A 17,425-nucleotide genomic window follows, 5' to 3' on the forward strand; every position below is an offset into this window, starting at 1 on the left:
TCCATGGATGGCGTGCGCGAGACCGGGGCACCGCGCGACGGCGGGCTGCTCGACCGATTCGGTCGCGTCGCCCGCGATCTGCGCGTGTCGGTGATCGACAAGTGCAACCTGCGCTGCACGTACTGCATGCCGGCCGAGGGGCTTCCCTGGATGCCGCAGACGCAGCTCATGACCGGCGACGAGATCGCGCGGATCGTCCGGGTGGCCGTGCGCTCGCTCGGCGCCGAGGAGTTGCGGCTCACGGGCGGCGAACCTCTCGTGCGCAAGGATCTCGAAGACGTCATCGCCCGCATCCGTGCCGACAACCCCGACCTGCCGATCTCGATGACCACGAACGCCGTGGGGCTGGACCGCCGGGCGCAGGCCCTGAAGGACGCGGGGCTCACCCGTCTCAACGTCTCGCTCGACACCCTGCACCCCGAGACCTTCGCCGAGCTCACCCGCCGCCCCCACCTCGACAAGGTGCTCGCGGGACTCCAGGCGGCCCGCGCGGCGGGCCTCGGCCCCATCAAGATCAATGCGGTGCTGCTGCGCGGCATCAACGACACCGAGATCGTTCCGCTCGTGGACTGGGCCGTGACGAACGGCTTCGAGATGCGCTTCATCGAGGACATGCCCCTCGACGGCGACCGGGCGTGGACCGAAACGCAGGTCGTGCCCGCGCGAGAGATCCGCGCCGCCCTCGAGCAGACGTTCGACCTCGCCGCCGACCCGCGCGGACGCGGGGCCGCCCCGGCCGAACGCTGGGAGGTGCGGCGTGCGGGCGACAGCACCCTCGCCGGGCACGTCGGCATCATCTCGTCGGTGACCGAGCCGTTCTGCGCGGCCTGCACGCGCACCCGCGTCACCGCCGACGGGCGGATCCGTTCCTGCCTCTTCTCGCACGAAGAGACCGACCTGCTCACCGCGCTCCGCGTCGGGGCGAGCGACGAGGACCTCGCGCAGATCTGGCGCGAGGCGATGTGGCGCAAGCCCCGCGCGCACGGCTCCGACCGCGTCGGCCTCGCGCGCGCCGATTTCATCCAGCCGGAGCGCACGATGAGCGCGATCGGCGGATGAGGCCGCTCGTCGACCCGGTGGCCTCGCTCGCCCCCGAAGAACTCATCCGCACCGCCCGGCACGCCGTCCTCTCCGGGATCGGCGAAGAGGGGCAGCGGCGTCTCGCCGCCGCGCGCATCGCCGTCGTCGGCGCGGGCGGCCTCGGCTCCCCCGTGCTGCTCGCCCTCGCCGCGGCCGGGATCGGCGAACTCGTCGTGATCGACGACGACGTCGTCGAGCGCACCAATCTGCAGCGGCAGCTCCTCCACCGCGTCGACGACATCGGCATCCCCAAGACCACCTCCGCCGCCCGCGCGGTGCGCGATCTCTCCCCGCTCACCCGCGTCCGCGAGGAGAACCGCCGACTGACCCCCGACAACGCGCGGGAGCTCCTCGCCGACGCGCACGTCGTCATCGACGGCAGCGACATGTTCGACACCCGCAGCGCCGTGGCCTCCGCCACCGACGAGCTCGGGATGCCGCTGGTGTGGGGCGCCGTGCAGGAGTGGTCCGCGCAAGTGACGGTGTTCTGGTCGCGGCCCCCCGCGGGGCACTCCCCCGTCGCCCTGTCCGACGTGTTCCCCGCGGACTCCGTCGGCGAGCCGCCCACGTGCGCGCAGGTCGGGGTCCTGGGTTCGCTGTGCGTCCAGGTGGGCGGGCTCCTCGCGACCGAGGCGATCAAGCTCGTCACGGGCGCCGGCGATCCCCTCCTCGGGCGCATGGCGATCATCGACGCTCTGCGCGCCCGCCACGACATCGTCCCGCTCGTCGCCCGGAGGACCCCGTGACCGATCTGATCACCGTCGAAGAGCACCGCGCCCGTGTGCGGGCCGCCGTGACCGTGCTGCCCGTCGAGACGGTGCGCCTGGCCGACGCCGCGGGGCGGACGCTCGCCGCCGACGTCGGCGCCCGTCACGACCTCCCCGGCGACGACAACTCGTCGATGGACGGGTTCGCCGTGCGCTTCGCCGACGTCGATCGGGCGGATGCCGCGCACCCGGTGTCGCTGCGGGTCGTCGGCGATCTGCCGGCGGGGTCGGCCGAGAACCCGAGCTTCGGTCCCGGCGAGGCCGTGCGCATCATGACGGGCGCACCGGTGCCGTCCGACGCCGACACGATCGTGCCGTTCGAGGACACCGCCGGAGGCCTCGCCGACTCCCTCGGCACCGTCGAGGTGCACCGCGCACCGTCCGCCACGGGGGCGTTCATCCGTCGCCGCGGCGGAGACGTGCGCACGGGTGACGTCGTGCTGTCCGCGGGCGAGCGGCTCGGCCCCTTCGCTCTCTCGGCGGCCGCCGCCGCGGGCGTCCCCGAACTCGAGGTCCGCCGACGCCCCCGCGTCGCGGTCGTGTCGACCGGGAGCGAACTCGTCGCCCCCGGCGCCGTGCCGGGCCGCGGACAGACCCCCGACTCGAACACGACGTTGCTCGCCTCCCTCGTCGCCGACGCCGACGCCGAGGTCACGGTCTTGGCATCCGTCCGGGACGACGCGAGCGCGATCGATGCCGTGCTGGAGCACGCGGCCGACGCCGACGTCGTGGTCTTCAGCGGCGGAGTGAGCGCGGGCGCGTACGAGCCCGTCCGCCAAGCGCTGTCGGCGCGCATCGTGTTCTCCCGGGTGGCGATGCAGCCCGGCAAACCGCAGGCGTTCGGAGTCCTCGACGACGGCCGACTCGTGTTCGGACTGCCCGGCAACCCGGTGAGCGTCGCGGTGTCGTTCGAGGTGTTCGTGCGCCCGGCGCTCCTCGCGCTGCAGGGCCGCACGGTGACCGACCGACGGATCGCCCGACTCACGGCATCCGAGGCCTGGACGACGCCGCCCGGTCGTCGCCAGTACCTCCCCGCGGTGATCGACCTCGTCGGCGGCACCGTGCGTCCCGCCACCGCCGGCGGATCCGGATCGCACCTCGCCGCCTCGCTCGCGCGCGCGGAGGCCTTCGCGATCGTGCCCGCCGAGGTGTCGACCGTCGCCGTCGGCGATCCCGTCGATGTCATGCTGATTCCATGACCTTCACCCACCTGGATGCCGCGGGCCACGCCCGTATGGTCGACGTCACCGCCAAGCAGCCCACCGTCCGCACCGCCACCGCCCGCGGCTTCGTCCGCTGCGCCCCCGAGGTCGTCGCCGCCCTGCGCGACGGGACCGCGCCGAAGGGCGACGTGCTGGCCGTGGCGCGGATCTCCGGCATCCAGGCCGCGAAGTCCACGCCCGCGCTCCTTCCCCTCGCGCACGTCATCGGCGTGCACCGCGCCTCGGTCGATCTCGCGATCGTCGACGACGGCGTCGAGATCGAGGCGACCGTCGGCACCGCCGACCGCACGGGTGTCGAGATGGAGGCGCTCACGAGCGTCTCGGTCGCCGCGCTCGCGATCGTCGACATGATGAAGGGCATGGACAAGGGCACGTTCATCGAAAACGTGCGGATCGTGGCGAAGACCGGGGGCAAGTCCGGCGACTGGCACCGCCCGGGAGAGCCCGCGTGAGCGTGCGGGTGCGCTACTTCGCCGCCGCCGCCGACGCGGCGGGGACGGATGCCGAGGACCGCGGCGAACCGACCCTCGTCGCGCTGCGCGCGGCGATCGTGGCCGACCACCCCGAGCTCGGCGGCATCCTGGATCGCTGCGCGGTGCTCGTCGACGGCGAGCGTCGAGACGACGACGCTCCACTGGCCGGCGCGACCCACGTCGACGTGCTGCCGCCCTTCGCGGGCGGCTGACCCGGGCTCAGCCGCCCAGGCCCTTCCAGGCCGTCGTGCCGTCGGCCTCCACCTGTCGCTTCCACACCGGCAGGTCGGTCTTGATGGTCTCGATGACCGTGCGGCAGACCTCGAAGGCAGCCGCGCGGTGGCCGGAGGCGACGGCGATGACCACCGCGGCCTCCCCCACGCTCAGCCGGCCGACGCGGTGGCTCACGGCGACGATCGCGTCGGTGCCCTCGGCGGCCTGCTCGGCGAGGCGGTGCAGCGCCTGTTCGGCGTCGGGGTGCGCGCTGTACTCGAGCGCGACGACGGCGTCGGTCGCGTCCGGGTCGGTGTCGCGCACGCGGCCGACGAAGGTCGTGACGGCACCCGACGAGGAGTCCTCGACGGCGTCGAGGTGCGCGTCGAGGTCGAGCGGCACCTCGGACAGGCGGGCGATGCGGACGGCGCTCATGAGTGGTCTCCTCCGGCGAGCTGGTCGAGCACGTGCGGCGCGAGCTCGGCGAGGACGGCGATCCCGGATGCCACGGCCCGGGTCGAGCCCGGGAGGTTCACCACGAGCGTGCCCGGGTCGACGATCCCCGCGAGCCCGCGCGAGATCACCGACAGCGGGGTGTCGGCGAGTCCTCGGCGGCGGAGCTCCTCGGCGATGCCCGGAAGCTCGCGGTCGAGGACTCGAGCCGTGCCCTCGGGGGTGCGGTCGGTGGGGGCGATGCCGGTCCCGCCGGTCGTGACGACCAGGCCCGCTCCCATGGCGATCGCCGCACGCAGCGCGGCCTCCACGTTGTCGGCGCCGTCGGGGACGACGACCGCGTCGGCGCAATCGAACCCCGCGTCGCGCAACAGCGAGACCGCCAACGGTCCCCCGCGATCTTCGCGCAGCCCCGCGGCGGAGCGGTCGGAGACGGTGATCACGCGAGCGGTGTGCGGCACCTCTTCAGCCTAGGCGTGCGCGTCGGAGCCCGAGGCGATCGTCTCGACCTCGGGGATCTCGGGCGCGATGCGTCCCGCCTTCGCCTTCGGCGCCAGATCGTCGCGCTGGACCGACTCGGCGGCCGCCGTGATGCGCCGGGCCATCCCGCTGAAGATCAAGCCGTGGAAAGGCAGGACCGAGAGCCAGTAGAGCCGCCCGGCGAGGCCGGTCGGAAAGAACAGTGCCCGCTGATCGAAGCGCGCGCCGCCGCCGTCGGGGCTCGCACGCAATTCGAGCCACGCCCCGCCGGGCACCTTCATCTCGGCGCGCAGACGCAGGAGGTGCCCGGGCTCGATCGCCTCGACGCGCCAGAAGTCCAGGGCGTCGCCGACCGTCACGATCGAGCGACTCCGGCGCCCGCGGGCCAGGCCCACCCCGCCGACCAGGCGATCCATCCACCCGCGGATGGCCCACAGCAGCGGCGAGGAGTACCAGCCGTTCTCGCCGCCGATGCCCTCGATGACCGACCACAACTGCTCGGGGCTGGCGCTCGTGCGCATCGTCCGCTCGTCGGTGTAGACGAGGCGACCGGCCCACTCGGGGTCGCTCGGCAGCGGGTCGCTCGGGGCACCGGAGACCTCGGCATCCTGCCAACTCGTCTCGATCGCGTCGTCGTTCAGGCGCCCGAGCGCGCGCTGGATGGCTTCGCGGTAGGGCATCAACCCGCCCTCGGGGCGCGGGATCAGGTCGTCGACCGCGCGGTCCTTCACGACGCAGTCGTTCTGCAGCGACTCGACCAGTGGACGCGCGATCGACTTCGGGATCGGGGTGACGAGATTGACCCAGTGCGAGGCCAGGCGCGGCGTCAGCACCGGCAGCGACGCGATCGCACGCTGGTGCAGACCCGCCTCGATCGCGTAGCCGTTCATCATCTGCCCGTAGCGCAGCACGTCGGGGCCGCCGATGTCGACGGCACGGTTGACGTCGGGCGCGACGCGCGCCGCCCCGAGCAGGTAGTGCAGCACGTCACGCACCGCGATCGGCTGGATGTGGTTGCGCACCCACTTCGGCGCGGGCATGTAGGGCAGCACGTCGGTCAGATGGCGCACCATCTCGAACGACGCCGATCCCGAGCCGATGACGACGCCGGCCTGCAGGACGAGCGTGGGCACGCCGCTGGCGAGGAGGATGTCGCCGACCTCGACGCGCGAGCGCAAGTGGGCCGAGAGGGGCGCGTCGTCGGGGTGGAGTCCGCCGAGGTAGACGATGCGCGCGGCCCCCGCCGCCGCGGCCGCCGTGGCGACCGTGCGGGCGGCCCGTCGATCGGTGTCTTCGAAGTCGCGCCCTCCGCCCATGGAGTGGATGAGGTAATACAGCACGTCGACGCCCTCGACCGCGCGGGTCACCGCCGCCCGGTCGGTCGCATCGCCCTTGACCGTCTCGACCTCGTCTCCCCACGGGAAGGCCTCGACCCGGCGCGGATCGCGCGCGAGCACGCGCACCCGGTACCCGGCCGACAGAAGGCGCGGTACGAGCCGACCGCCGAGATACCCGGTCGCCCCGAGGACGAGGGCCCGCGGCGGTGACCCGTCGGCGCGAGGCTGCGCGACGAGCGCGGGTTCACGGCCGGTGGGGGCGGACAGCTCGCTCATGCCGACACGGTACGCCCGGCCCCCGACATCGACGGGGGCTTGACGACGCTAGGGTGAGGGCCGTGGAGACCGCGTGGGTGCGACGCGTGCTCGTCGTGGAGGATCAACCGGCGATGCGCGCGCTCTTGTGCGACATGCTCGCCCATCGTGGGTTCGAGCCCACCGGTGCCGCCGACGCCGCCGAAGCCACGACCGCGTTCGCCGCGACCGACCCCGACGTCCTGCTCACCGACATCGACCTGGGCACGCGTCCCTCCGGCGTGGAGCTCGCGACGATGCTCACGGGGCTCGCGCCGCACCTGGCCGTGGTGTTCCTCAGCAGCTTCCCCCGGGCCGCGGCGGGGGCGGGCCGTGTCGGCCCCGAGGGAGCGGTGTTCGTCTCCAAACTCGACGTGACCAGCGCCGACGTCGTCGTGGAGGCCATCGAGGCGGCCCTCGCCGAGGCGATCCCGCCGGCGCCGACGTCTCCCCGGCCGTCTCCTCTCGCGGGGCTCACGCGGCGGCAGATCGACGTGCTCGCGCTCGTTGCGCGCGGATGGTCGAACGCGCAGATCGCCCGTGAGCGCGGGACCACCACGCGCGCCGTCGAGCGTGCCGTGAGCCGCATCTTCGAGAGGTTGGCGCTGGGGTCCGACCCGGCGACGAATCCCCGGGTGCGCGCGAGCGCGCTGTACCTGGCCGAATTCGGCTCCGCGCCGTGAAGACGATCGCCGCCGCCCTCGCCGGCGGCCGGTTCGTCACGCGCTGGACGTTCGTCACCGTCATCGCGGTGTCGCTGATCGTGCTGGCGCCGTTGCCCGCCGCACTCACCCCGGTCGAACGCGCGACGGTGTCGCTGATGACCGCGGCGATGTTCGCCGCGGCGTGGGGACTCGTCGCCGTGATCGAGCGCCGGGTGTCGGCCCCGGTCGCGCGAGCGGCGATCGTCGCGACGGCCCTCGTCGTCACCGCGATCCTCCGCCCCGTCGGCCAAGACGCCCTGTCTCTCGCGCTGGGGCTGCCGGCCCCGACTCCCGACGCCCTGCCGCTGCGGGCGGCGACGAACCTCGCGGTGTGGACGATCGCCCTGATCGGCACGGCCGTCCTGGTCGGAGCCGCGCGCGCCACCCGCGAGACCGACGCCCTCCTGCGCGCCGTTCTCGCTCAGCTGCGGAGCAGCGCCGATCGCGTGGCGGACTTCCGCGTCGAGGCCCGCCGCGCGGTGTCGGCCGCCGCCGCCGCGATCGGAGCGGCCCAGCCCGTGACGACGGAGGACGTGCGCGCACTGGCGACGCAGCTGCGCACCCACGCGCACGCCCTCGGCTCTCTCGCCGACGGGCTGCCGTCGCAGCCGACCGCGCCCGCCGCGCGCGCCCGTCCCCCGCGCGGCGACTTCCGGCTGCCGCCCCTCGGTCTGACGGCCGCCGTCTACGGCGTCGCCGTCTTCCCCTACGCCGTCCGCACGATCGCGCCGATCGATCTCGCGCTCGGCCTCTCCGCCACGGTCGTGCTGGGGCTGCTCGTCGATACCGTTCCCCGGCTGCCGCGCCTGCGCCGCGCCCGCGTCGCCGGCGGGGCGATCTTCGCCGTCTCGGTGGTCGCGGTGGGCGTCGTCCTCGCGGCGATCGGAGCGGCGCAGGGAGTGCCGTTCCCCGCGTCGGCGGTCCCGGCCCTGGCCTACCCGGCGTTGGCGGCGGCCCTCGCGCGCTGGCGCGGCGGGGCACGCACTCTCGCGATCGAACGCCGGCGGCTGTCCGGCGCCATCGCCGAGCGCGTCCGCGCCGACGACCTGGGTACCCGTGCCGTGCGGGCGGGCCTGCACGAAGCGGCGGAGCGGTTGCATCGCGACGGACAGGGCGCGGCGGTGCAGTTCGTCCTGCGGCACCCCGATCCGGGTCCCGACGAGTTCGCGGCCTTCCGCGCGGAGCTGGCCGCTGTCGCCGACGGCGTCCGGCGAGCCCTCGATGCCCCGGCGACCGGTGCGGGGGCCGCGTCCCTCGATGCGCTGCTGGCCACGTGGGCTCGCGCGATGCCCGTCGACGCGCACGTCACCGACGCCGCGCGCGGCGCGCTGCAGACCGATCCCGCTCTCGCGCGGGACGTGATCGACGTGGTCGCGGAGGGCCTCCTCAACGCCGCGAAGCACGCGCGCGAACGAGCGGCGGCGGTCGCGGTGGAGCTCCGTGCCACCGCGGGCGGGCCGCGGCTCGACGTACGGGTCACCTCCCCCGGCGCCCCTCCGCGCGGGGCCGCCCTGCGCGGAGGAGCGCGGGCTCGCGCGCTCGGGGCGCGGCTCCGCGATGCGGGAGACACCGCTGTCCTGGAGGCACGGTTCGCGATCGCGGAGACGGATGTCGTGTCAGCCGAACATTCCGCCGAGGGCTCGCCGTCCCCGGCGTAGCGTCGGCCCCGATGTCCGAACTCACCGCACTCCTGCCCCTCGCCGTCGGCATGGCGATCTCGCCGCTGCCGATCGTCGCCGTCGTGGCCATCCTGCTCTCCGCCCGCGGCCGGGTGGCCGCGCCGATCTACACCGCGACCTTCTTCGCGGTGACGCTCGCGGTGCTCGCCGTGGGCGCGGCGACGTCCGCCGGCGCATCGGCGGGCTCCTCGCACGGCGAGGGCGGCCGCATCGTGGTGATGGTCCTCGGCGGGCTGCTCACCGTCGGCTTCAGCGTCATGGCGATCCTCAGCTGGCGCAGCCGCCCGAAGCCCGGGACCGCGGCGACCCCGCCGAGCTGGCTCGCCGCGATGGATGCCATCACCCCGGCCCGCGCCGCCGGCTTGGGGCTGCTGATGGCGGCGACCAACAGCAAGAACCTCCCGCTCGAGCTCAAGGGCGGCGCCCTCATCGGGGCGGCCCACGCGCCGATCGCCCTCGCGGTGCTGCTGTGCGTCGGGGTCGCCGTGGTCGGCACGATCACGCTCCTGGTCCCGACCGCGCTCGGAGCCACCGGCATCCCGGGGATCACCAGCGCTCTGGACCGCCTGAAGAACGAGATGATCGCGCACAACGCCGTGATCATGACGGTGCTCTTCGCCGTCCTCGCCGCCAACGAGGCGGCCCACCTCATCCACCAGCTGATCGCGTGAGGACCCTCATGGATACTTCTTCCCCCTCTTGCCGTGCCGCCGCCCCCGCCGGTGTCTTCGTGGGCATGGTCGACCGCGGTGTGCGCTCGTGGCGCGGCATCCGCTTCGCTCTTCCCGCCATCGGTGAGCGTCGCTTCCGCGATCCGGTGGCCGCCCCCGACGCCGACGGAGAGACGGGTGCCACGGTCTTCGGTTCCGTCTGCCCGCAGCCCGCGAACCCGGCGATCCCGCTCGGGGACGGCGCCGTACAGGACGAGGACTGCCTGTCGCTCAACGTCTGGGCCCCCGAGTCCGAGGCCGCGGCGCCGCGGCCGGTGATGGTGTGGCTGCACGGCGGGGCCTACACCTTCGGGTCGTCGAGCCAGCCGCTGTACGACGCCACCGCGATGGTGTCCTCCGGCGACGTGATCGTGGTGACGCTCAACTACCGGCTCGGGGCACTCGGCTTCGTCGACCTCTCCGGCGCCCTGCCCGGCGCCGGCTTCGACGGCAACCTCGCCCTCAAGGACGTGCTGCTGGCGCTGCGGTGGGTGCAGCGCAACGTCGCGGCCTTCGGCGGCGACCCCGACCGGGTGACGGTGTTCGGCGAGTCCGCCGGCGGAGGTCTGGTCACGACGCTCCTGGCCACCCCGTCCGCGGAAGGTCTGTTCCACCGCGCGATCGCGCAATCCTCCCCCGCGTCCAGCGTCTACGGACCGGAGCGCGCGCGGCACGTCGCGGAGCGCTTCCTCGACGAGCTCGGCATCGACCCCGCCGACCCGGGGGCCGCCGACCTGCTGCGTTCGGCCCCCGCGGAGAAGATCGTCGCGGCCGGCAAGACCGTCTATGCCGAGATCCCCACCACCGATCCGGGGACGCTCGCCTTCGCCCCCGTGATCGATGGGACGCTCCTGCCCGAGGCGCCGGTTACGGTGCTGCGCGAGGGCCGCGGCATCCCGGTCCCGCTCCTCATCGGCACCAACAAGGACGAGGCGTCGCTGTTCTCGTACATGAAGTCGCCGCTCATCCCGATCACGGGCGATCGCATCGACACGATGTTCGCCGACATGGCGTCGGAGAACCCGGGCGTCGAACTCCCCAGCCGTGAACAGGTGCTCACCGCGTACGAGCACGTGCGTCACCGTGCGGTGGGGCTGGGCGTGGCCCGCGACATCGGCTTCCGCCTGCCCACCCTCTGGGTCGCGGAGGGGCACGCGGCGGCGGCCCCGGTCTGGTTGTACCGTTTCGACCACGCCTCGCCGTTCCTGCGGCTCATCGGCCTCGGCGCGACGCACGCGACGGAACTCCCCTATCTGTGGGGCAACCTGGTGAGCGGACCGAAGGACCTCACGTTCCGCCTGGGCGGCCGCCGTGTCGCCGAACTCATCTCCGCGCGGATGCAGCGCCGCTGGACCGCGTTCGCCCACGGCGACGCCCCCGACGCGCCCGACGCGCCCGACTGGCCGCCTTTCTCCGTCGACGGAGACCACGCCCGGACCACGCTCGTGATCGACCGGCACGACCTCGTCGTGGACGACCTCGACGGCGAACTCCGGCGGGCGTGGGGAGACGGCACCCTGGCCTTCTCCTGACCTCGCGACGGGAATACCACACCGCCGCCGCGCACCCCGGTCGACTGGAAAACTCCGGACGATCGCGGTAGGGGTAGAGGAATGAGCCAACATCCCCCCGTGGCCCCCGAAAGCCCTCGACTCGAGGTCGACGACGTCATCGTCGTGGACAAGAAACGCGTACGCACGGCCATCGGAGGCACCGTCGTCGGTAACTTCATGGAGTGGTTCGACTTCGGCATCTACGGCTACCTGGCCGTCACGCTCGCCGTCGTCTTCACCTCCGACCTGCCCGAGCCCTGGGGTCTGCTCGTGACCCTCCTGGGGTTCGCGATCTCGTTCCTCGTCCGCCCCTTCGGCGGTTTCGTCCTCGGCCCCCTCGGCGACCGCATCGGGCGTCAGAAGGTGCTGTTCCTCACGATGGCCATGATGGCCGCCGCCACGGCCCTCATCGGCATGCTGCCCACCTCCGCGGCGATCGGGCTGTGGGCGATCGTGCCCCTGTACCTGCTGAAGATGGTGCAGGGCTTCTCCACCGGTGGCGAGTACGCCGGAGCGACGACGTACGTGTCGGAATTCTCGCCGGACCGCAGCCGCGGCTTCTGGTCGTCGTGGCTCGACGTCGGCTCGTACGTCGGCTTCGCCGCCGGGGCCTCGGTCGTGGCGATCACGACCGCGATCACCACCGCGGTCTCGGGCGAGAACGCGATGGTCGAGTACGGGTGGCGTATCCCGTTCCTCCTCGCCATCCCCCTGGGCATCGTCGCGATCTACTTCCGCCTCCGCATTCCCGAGACCCCGTCGTTCGAGCAGACCCATGCCGCCGAGGCCGCGCAGGAGGCCGGCTCCGACGACCCGATGGCGCGCCAGGGCCTCGCCGGTATCGTCCGTCACCACTGGCGCGCGCTGCTGATCGGCATCGCGCTGGTCGCGGCGACCAACACCGCCGGCTACGCCCTCACCAGCTACATGCCCACCTACCTCGAGACCGAGGTCGGCATCTCGAACCTCGGCGCCGCCGTGGCGACCGTGCCGGTGCTGCTGGTGATGTCGGCGACGCTCCCCTTCATCGGCAAGCTCAGCGACCGGATCGGCCGGAAGCCCGTGTACGCGATCGCCGCGACCTCCGCGCTGGTGCTGCTGATCCCCGCCTTCCTCATCATGCAGATCGGCGAGCTGTGGGCGGTCATCATCGCCCTGTTCCTCGCGGCGGTGCCGGTGGCGTTCTACGTCGCGATCTCGGCATCCGCTCTGCCGGCGCTCTTCCCGACCGCCTCTCGCTTCGGGGCGATGGCGGTGGCGTACAACATCGCGGTGTCGCTCTTCGGCGGGACGACCCCGCTGTTCAGCCAGGCGCTCATCGAGTGGACCGGCAACACGCTCATGCCGGCGTTCTACATCATGTTCTTCGCCGCCCTCGGGCTCGTCGCCCTGCTGTCGATGCGCGAGACCGCACGCCGACCGTTGCTCGGCTCGGTTCCCGCCGTGGAGACCCCCGCCGAGGCCGAGGCGGTCGTCGCACGCCAGGACGAGGACCCCCTCATCGACACGTCGACGATGCCGTTGGATATCCGCCGGAGCTGAGCGCGCTCAGCGCCGGCGCCCGGTGCCGAACAGGCCCCGGATGACGCCGTTCAGGATCGTCTTGGTCGAACCGCGACCGAGCAGATCGTCGAGCGGCGCCGCCGGGGCCGTCGTGCGCCGTGCCGGGGCCGACGTGCTCTTGAGCAGTCGCTCGTACTCGCGCTGGGCCTTCTTCTGCGCTTCGGCGTGGGCCTTGTCGATAGCGGCCTTCTGCTTCGCGTACTCGGCCTCGTCGGCGGCGGCCTGCTTCGCCCGCTCGGCAGCGTCGCGCGCCTCGGCCGCCGCCTGCATGCGGGCGCCGAGGATCTCGCGCGCCGACTCCCGATCGATCGGGGTGCCGTACTGCGCGAAGAGCGGGGATGCCGCGACCGCGGCGCCGAGGTCGGCGGCGGGGATCGGCGACATCGACGCCCGCGGGGCGAACAGCCGCGTCCAGGCGACCGGCGTCGGCGCGCCCTTCTCGCTCATGACGGTGACGATCGCCTCTCCCGTGCCGAGCTCCTGCAGCACGCGCTCGAGGTCGTAGCCCGAGGCGGGGTAGGTGCGCACCGACGCGCGCAGCGCCTTCGCGTCGTCGGGGGTGAACGCACGGAGGGCGTGCTGGACGCGCGAGCCGAGCTGTGCGAGCACGTCGGCGGGGACGTCCTTCGGCGTCTGTGTGACGAAGAAGACGCCGACGCCCTTCGAGCGGATGAGGCGCACCGTCTGCGTGATCGCGGCGAGGAACGCCTTCGAGGCGTCGCGGAAGAGCAGGTGCGCCTCGTCGAAGAAGAACACCAGCTTGGGCTTGTCGAGGTCGCCGACCTCGGGGAGCGCCTCGTACAGCTCCGCGAGCAGGTACATCAGGAACGTCGAGTACAACTCCGGGCGCGAGGCCACGTTCGGCACCTCGAGGAGGCTCACGACGCCCTCGCCGTCGGCGGTCGTACGCAGGAACACGGTCACATCGAGTTCGGGCTCGCCGAAGAACGTGTCGGCGCCGGCGGCCGAGAAAGCGACGAGTTCGCGCAGGATGACACCGGCGGTCGCGCCGGAGAGGCCCCCGAGCTCCTTGAGCTCGCTCTTGCCCTCGTCGCTGGTCAGGAACGTCAGCACGGCACGCAAGTCGGAGAGGTCGACGAGCGCGAGGCCCTTCTCGTCGGCGTAGTGGAACACCAGGCCCAGGCTTGACTCCTGCGTCGCGTTCAGCCCCAGGACGCGGCTGAGCAGCAGCGGGCCGAACCCCGACACCGTCGCCCGCACCGGGATCCCCGATGCCGCGTCGTCGCCGAGGGCGTAGAACTCCGTGGGGTACGCGCGCGGCGTCCAGTCCTGCCCGAGCGCGCTCGTGCGGGCGAGCAGCTTCTCGTTCGAGACGCCGGGCGCGGCGATACCCGAGAGGTCGCCCTTGATGTCGGCCGCGAACACCGCCACCCCGTGGGCCGACAACTGCTCGGCCAGCAGCTGCAGCGTGCGGGTCTTCCCGGTGCCCGTCGCACCGGCGACGAGCCCGTGTCGGTTGGTCATCGCGAGAGGAATGCGGACGGGGACGGATGCCACGGGCCCGCCGTTGACGAGGACGCCCAGGTCGAGTGCCGCGCCCGCACCGGCGTAGCCCGCGGCGATCGCCGCGACCTGGGCGTCCGAGAGCGGGGCGGTGGGCGCGGGAGGGGGTTCGGGGGCCGCCGTCGGTGGAGCGACGTCGCCCGCCGCGGCGCGGGCATTCGCCGCCGCGGCCTCGGCGGCCGCGAGATCGGCGCGTGCGCGGGCCAGACGCAGCTCGGCCTCCGCGGCCTCTGCCTCGGCACGCAGCCGGACGACCTCCGGGTCGTCGGCGGAACCCGGAACGGACGGCGCGGTGTCGCTCATGTCGTCAGCCTAGGACGGGGCGGAGGAGGAGGCGTCCGGGACTCGTCGGCTCCGCCGGAGCGTCGCACGGTCGTCGTCCCGCGCACGGAGCCGCGAGAAGGCGACAGCCAGGACGAATGCCGCCCCCGCCCCCACGAGGGCGCCCCCGACGGTGTCCGAGAGCCAGTGGGCGTGCAGGTACGTACGGCTGAAGGCCATCAGAACGACCCACGCGGCGCCGGCGATGCGCACCCACAGCGTGGGGAAGACGATCGCGGCGACGACCGCGATGGTCGCCGCGTTCGCGGTATGACCCGAGGGGAAGGACCCGAAATCGGCCAGTACGAGGATGTCCTCGGGTCGCGCGCGACCGAAGGTCTGTTTCAGGACCTGGACGAGCACGGCGCTCCCCGCGGACGCGGCGAGGAAGTACAGCGCCGTCCACCGGCGCCCGGAGAGGAACAGGGCGAGCGCCCCGCCGAGCGGAACGATGAGGATCGCGGTGACGTACCCGCCGATCTCGTTCATGACGTATGCGAAAGTGAGCACCGGCTGCACGGGGGCGGACGCGAACAGCTGGTTCCACCACACGTCGATCGCGAACGGGCTCGGGCCCCGGAAGTACACCCAGGCACCGAGTCCGCAGGCCAGGGCGATCATGACGAGGCCCGCGACCGCCCGCACGCGCTCCGAGCGCACCGTGACGAACGGCGGGGGTGCGGCATCCAGGTCCATCGACCCATGATGCCTGCTCACGGCGGCGAGGGGGAGCGCCCGAGTCGGCCGGGGCCCCTCTGCTACTGTTCCGCCGTCACGGGGCCAGGCGCTCGACGGTGCGCGGCCGCACGAGCAGCCAGAGCGCGGCCACGCCCAGGATCGCGCACCCCACCATGACGGATGCCATCGTGGTCGCCGTGATCCCCGAGCCGGTGGCCAGGAGCCCGACGACGGGAGAGATGACACCGGCGATGCCGAAGTTCGCGGCACCGATGATCGACTGCGCCGTGCCCGCCGCCTTGCCGTGGCGGTCGAGGGCGAGCACCTGCGCGCACGGGAACGTGAACCCGCACGAGGTCATGAACAGGAAGAGCGGGATGACGGTTCCCCACAGCCCGAAGCCGAGCTGATCGAAGACGACGATCACCGTCGCCCAGAGCACGAGGGAGGCCGTCGAGAACGCCAGAACCCACTGCGGTCCGAACCGCGCGGCCAGACGCGAGGCGACCTGGACGCCGATGACCAGCCCGACGGAGTTGGCGGCGAACAGCACGCCGTACTGCTGCGCGTCGAAGCCGTAGCTCTGCTGGAACAGGAACGACGAGGCCGAGAGGTACGAGAACAGCCCGCTGAACGTCATCGCGCCGATCACGAGCACGCCGATGAACACGCGGTCACGGAAGACGCTCGCGTACCGCTGCCACACCGTGGTGGCCCCCTTGCCGCCGCGTCGAGCGGCGGGCAGCGTCTCGGGGAGGAAGACGATGGCGGAGACGAGCATGACCGTGCCGTAGGCCGCGAGTACCCAGAAGATCCCGCGCCACGGCATGACCGAGAGCAGCAGAGAGCCCGCGAGCGGCGCGAGCACCGGCGCGACGCCGGACACCAGCGCGAGGCGCGACAGCATGACGACCAGACGTCGCCCCCCGAAGAGGTCGCGCACGATCGCCGCCGCCACGACACCGCCGGCGGCCGCCCCGGCGCCCATGAGGACGCGCGCGATCGACAGCGTCCCGAGCGTCGGAGCCAGCGCCGCGAAGATGCTCGCGGCGACGTGGAGCGCGGTGACGGACAGCAGCGGGATGCGACGGCCGACCTTGTCGCTCAGCGGGCCGACGATGAGCTGTCCGAGGGCGAAACCGATCATCGTGCCCGTCAGCGTCAGCTGGATGGCCGCGGCCGAGGTCTGGAAATCCGCCTCGAGCACGGGGAACGCGGGCAGGTAGAGGTCGATCGTGAACGGCCCGAGCGCGGTGAGCGCTCCGAGCAGCACGATGTACAGCACACGACGACGGGCAGGGATGCTGTCGCCCGGATGCAGCACGATCGGTGCCGTCGCCGGGTTGCTGCCGAGCGCGCGGATGGCTCCCGTCGCCGGTGCTTCGGCGCGGGCGGTCGGGGGGATCACGGGCTGGGAGGCGGTATCGAGCACGTCAGTCAGTTCGTTTCGCAACACGGACGGCCCGGTCGAGACCGAGCTGAGGAGATGTGGGGGGATCGTCGAACCTCGAATCGATTCGACATCGTCATACTAGCGCGCGGCCCCGGTTCCCCACCATCCCCCCTCGCGGGTTCCTCCCAGGCCACCACCCCATTCAGCCGCATAGGCTGGGCGCATCGGCCCGCGCCGAGCCTCCCGCCCCAGAGAGAGACAGCACAGACCGCATGAGCCCCTCCCCCGACAAGCGCAAGAGCGGCAACCCCGCCACGCAGGCCGAGATCGACCTGACCGTCAAGCAGCAGCGTGAGCAGAAGCGACAGCAGAAGCTCGCCGAGTACCAGAAGCAGATCGAGCGCCGCAAGCGCGGCAAGCTCGTGTGGTGGGTCGTCGGATCGACCGCCGCGCTCGCGGTGATCGGCCTCGTCGTGGCATCCTTCGCGTTCGCCCCGGCACCCCCGCCCAGCTACCAAGCCGGCAACAGCACGGGTCGCGAGATCCAGGGCGTGGAGACTTTCGAGAACCGCTCCGACCACGTGCAGGGCGCCGTCACGTACGAGCAGACCCCGCCCGCCGGCGGCCCGCACAACCCGATCTGGCTCAACTGCGGCGTCTACACCGAGCCGCAGCCGAACGAGAACGCGGTGCACTCCCTCGAGCACGGTGCGATCTGGATCACCTACGATCCCCAGCGCGTCGACGCGGCCGGCATCGACGCCCTGAAGGCGGTCATGCCTTCCAGCTACGCGCTGCTGTCGCCGTACCCCGGCATGGAGAGCCCCATCGCGGTGAGCGCGTGGAACCACCAGCTGAAGGTGGACGACCCGAGCGACCCCCGCATCGCGGAGTTCTTCACCGAGTTCTGGCGCAGCCAGAACGCGCCCGAGCCCAACGCCGCCTGCTCGGGAGCGGTCGACGGCCCCGGCAAGGCCTGA

17 protein-coding genes are annotated in these 17,425 nt (G+C 72.7%); 11 read left to right on the top strand and 6 right to left on the bottom strand.

All coding sequences use genetic code 11. The annotated features are described in order from the left end of the window. The first annotated feature begins 3 nt into the window (after positions 1-3). From moaA to AC3E6M_RS11725, 5 genes are read left to right on the top strand one after another with little or no spacing between them, the layout of a single operon-like run. Complete coding sequence (moaA, locus tag AC3E6M_RS11705) at positions 4-1,059, top strand: GTP 3',8-cyclase MoaA (protein WP_490529989.1); 1,056 nt, start codon at positions 4-6, stop codon at positions 1,057-1,059. Further along, positions 1,056-1,826 (top strand): HesA/MoeB/ThiF family protein, encoded by a 771-nt coding sequence (locus AC3E6M_RS11710; protein WP_490529990.1) that lies wholly within the window; start codon positions 1,056-1,058, stop codon positions 1,824-1,826. The genes moaA and AC3E6M_RS11710 overlap by 4 nt, the downstream gene beginning before the upstream one ends. After that, entirely contained in the window at positions 1,823-3,046 is a 1,224-nt protein-coding gene (locus AC3E6M_RS11715; RefSeq protein ID WP_490529991.1) for a molybdopterin molybdotransferase MoeA, read from the top strand. The genes AC3E6M_RS11710 and AC3E6M_RS11715 overlap by 4 nt, the downstream gene beginning before the upstream one ends. Further along, positions 3,043-3,522: a cyclic pyranopterin monophosphate synthase MoaC gene (gene moaC / locus AC3E6M_RS11720; RefSeq protein ID WP_490529992.1), complete on the top strand. Its 480-nt coding sequence runs from the start codon at positions 3,043-3,045 to the stop codon at positions 3,520-3,522. Before AC3E6M_RS11715 ends, moaC begins: the two co-directional genes overlap by 4 nt. Then, the gene (locus AC3E6M_RS11725; protein ID WP_490529993.1) at positions 3,519-3,755 is read left to right on the top strand and encodes a MoaD/ThiS family protein; all 237 of its coding nucleotides are present in this window, start codon (positions 3,519-3,521) and stop codon (positions 3,753-3,755) included. Before moaC ends, AC3E6M_RS11725 begins: the two co-directional genes overlap by 4 nt. A 7-nt stretch (positions 3,756-3,762) precedes the next feature. On the opposite strand, the gene AC3E6M_RS11730 is transcribed toward AC3E6M_RS11725, so the two are convergent. From AC3E6M_RS11730 to AC3E6M_RS11740, 3 genes are read right to left on the bottom strand one after another with little or no spacing between them, the layout of a single operon-like run. Further along, the gene (locus AC3E6M_RS11730) at positions 3,763-4,191 is read right to left on the bottom strand and encodes a molybdenum cofactor biosynthesis protein MoaE (protein WP_138173805.1); all 429 of its coding nucleotides are present in this window, start codon (positions 4,189-4,191) and stop codon (positions 3,763-3,765) included. Then, on the bottom strand, positions 4,188-4,670 hold the full coding sequence (locus AC3E6M_RS11735) for a MogA/MoaB family molybdenum cofactor biosynthesis protein (RefSeq protein ID WP_490529995.1): 483 nt from the start codon (positions 4,668-4,670) through the stop codon (positions 4,188-4,190). The genes AC3E6M_RS11730 and AC3E6M_RS11735 overlap by 4 nt, the downstream gene beginning before the upstream one ends. Positions 4,671-4,679: 9 nt before the next feature. Next, positions 4,680-6,302 (bottom strand): SDR family oxidoreductase, encoded by a 1,623-nt coding sequence (locus AC3E6M_RS11740; RefSeq protein ID WP_490529996.1) that lies wholly within the window; start codon positions 6,300-6,302, stop codon positions 4,680-4,682. 62 nt (positions 6,303-6,364) lie between these two features. On the opposite strand from AC3E6M_RS11740, the gene AC3E6M_RS11745 reads away from it, so the two are divergent. From AC3E6M_RS11745 to AC3E6M_RS11765, 5 genes are all read left to right on the top strand, one after another. Next, positions 6,365-7,003 (top strand): LuxR family transcriptional regulator, encoded by a 639-nt coding sequence (locus tag AC3E6M_RS11745; RefSeq protein ID WP_138173811.1) that lies wholly within the window; start codon positions 6,365-6,367, stop codon positions 7,001-7,003. Next, on the top strand, positions 7,000-8,682 hold the full coding sequence (locus AC3E6M_RS11750) for a hypothetical protein (protein WP_490529997.1): 1,683 nt from the start codon (positions 7,000-7,002) through the stop codon (positions 8,680-8,682). Before AC3E6M_RS11745 ends, AC3E6M_RS11750 begins: the two co-directional genes overlap by 4 nt. Positions 8,683-8,693: 11 nt before the next feature. Beyond that, entirely contained in the window at positions 8,694-9,374 is a 681-nt protein-coding gene (locus tag AC3E6M_RS11755) for a GAP family protein (protein WP_490529998.1), read from the top strand. A gap of 8 nt (positions 9,375-9,382) precedes the next feature. After that, positions 9,383-10,945 (top strand): carboxylesterase/lipase family protein, encoded by a 1,563-nt coding sequence (locus tag AC3E6M_RS11760; RefSeq protein ID WP_490529999.1) that lies wholly within the window; start codon positions 9,383-9,385, stop codon positions 10,943-10,945. An 81-nt stretch (positions 10,946-11,026) separates the two neighbouring features. After that, positions 11,027-12,508 (top strand): MFS transporter, encoded by a 1,482-nt coding sequence (locus AC3E6M_RS11765; RefSeq protein ID WP_490530000.1) that lies wholly within the window; start codon positions 11,027-11,029, stop codon positions 12,506-12,508. Between the two features lie 6 nt (positions 12,509-12,514). On the opposite strand, the gene AC3E6M_RS11770 is transcribed toward AC3E6M_RS11765, so the two are convergent. From AC3E6M_RS11770 to AC3E6M_RS11780, 3 genes are read right to left on the bottom strand one after another with little or no spacing between them, the layout of a single operon-like run. After that, the gene (locus AC3E6M_RS11770; RefSeq protein WP_490530001.1) at positions 12,515-14,356 is read right to left on the bottom strand and encodes a helicase HerA-like domain-containing protein; all 1,842 of its coding nucleotides are present in this window, start codon (positions 14,354-14,356) and stop codon (positions 12,515-12,517) included. Positions 14,357-14,365: 9 nt separating this feature from the next. Next, positions 14,366-15,091 (bottom strand): phosphatase PAP2 family protein, encoded by a 726-nt coding sequence (locus AC3E6M_RS11775; RefSeq protein ID WP_490530002.1) that lies wholly within the window; start codon positions 15,089-15,091, stop codon positions 14,366-14,368. Positions 15,092-15,146: 55 nt separating this feature from the next. Continuing rightward, positions 15,147-16,484, bottom strand: coding sequence for a multidrug effflux MFS transporter (locus AC3E6M_RS11780; protein ID WP_490530003.1), 1,338 nt, complete (start codon positions 16,482-16,484; stop codon positions 15,147-15,149). A gap of 233 nt (positions 16,485-16,717) precedes the next feature. Between AC3E6M_RS11780 and AC3E6M_RS11785 the strand changes: the two genes are divergently transcribed. After that, positions 16,718-17,425, top strand: coding sequence for a thioredoxin-like domain-containing protein (locus tag AC3E6M_RS11785; protein ID WP_490530004.1), 708 nt, complete (start codon positions 16,718-16,720; stop codon positions 17,423-17,425).

Source organism: Microbacterium sp. SCPM-O-B-15248 (M128) (genome assembly GCF_058214835.1).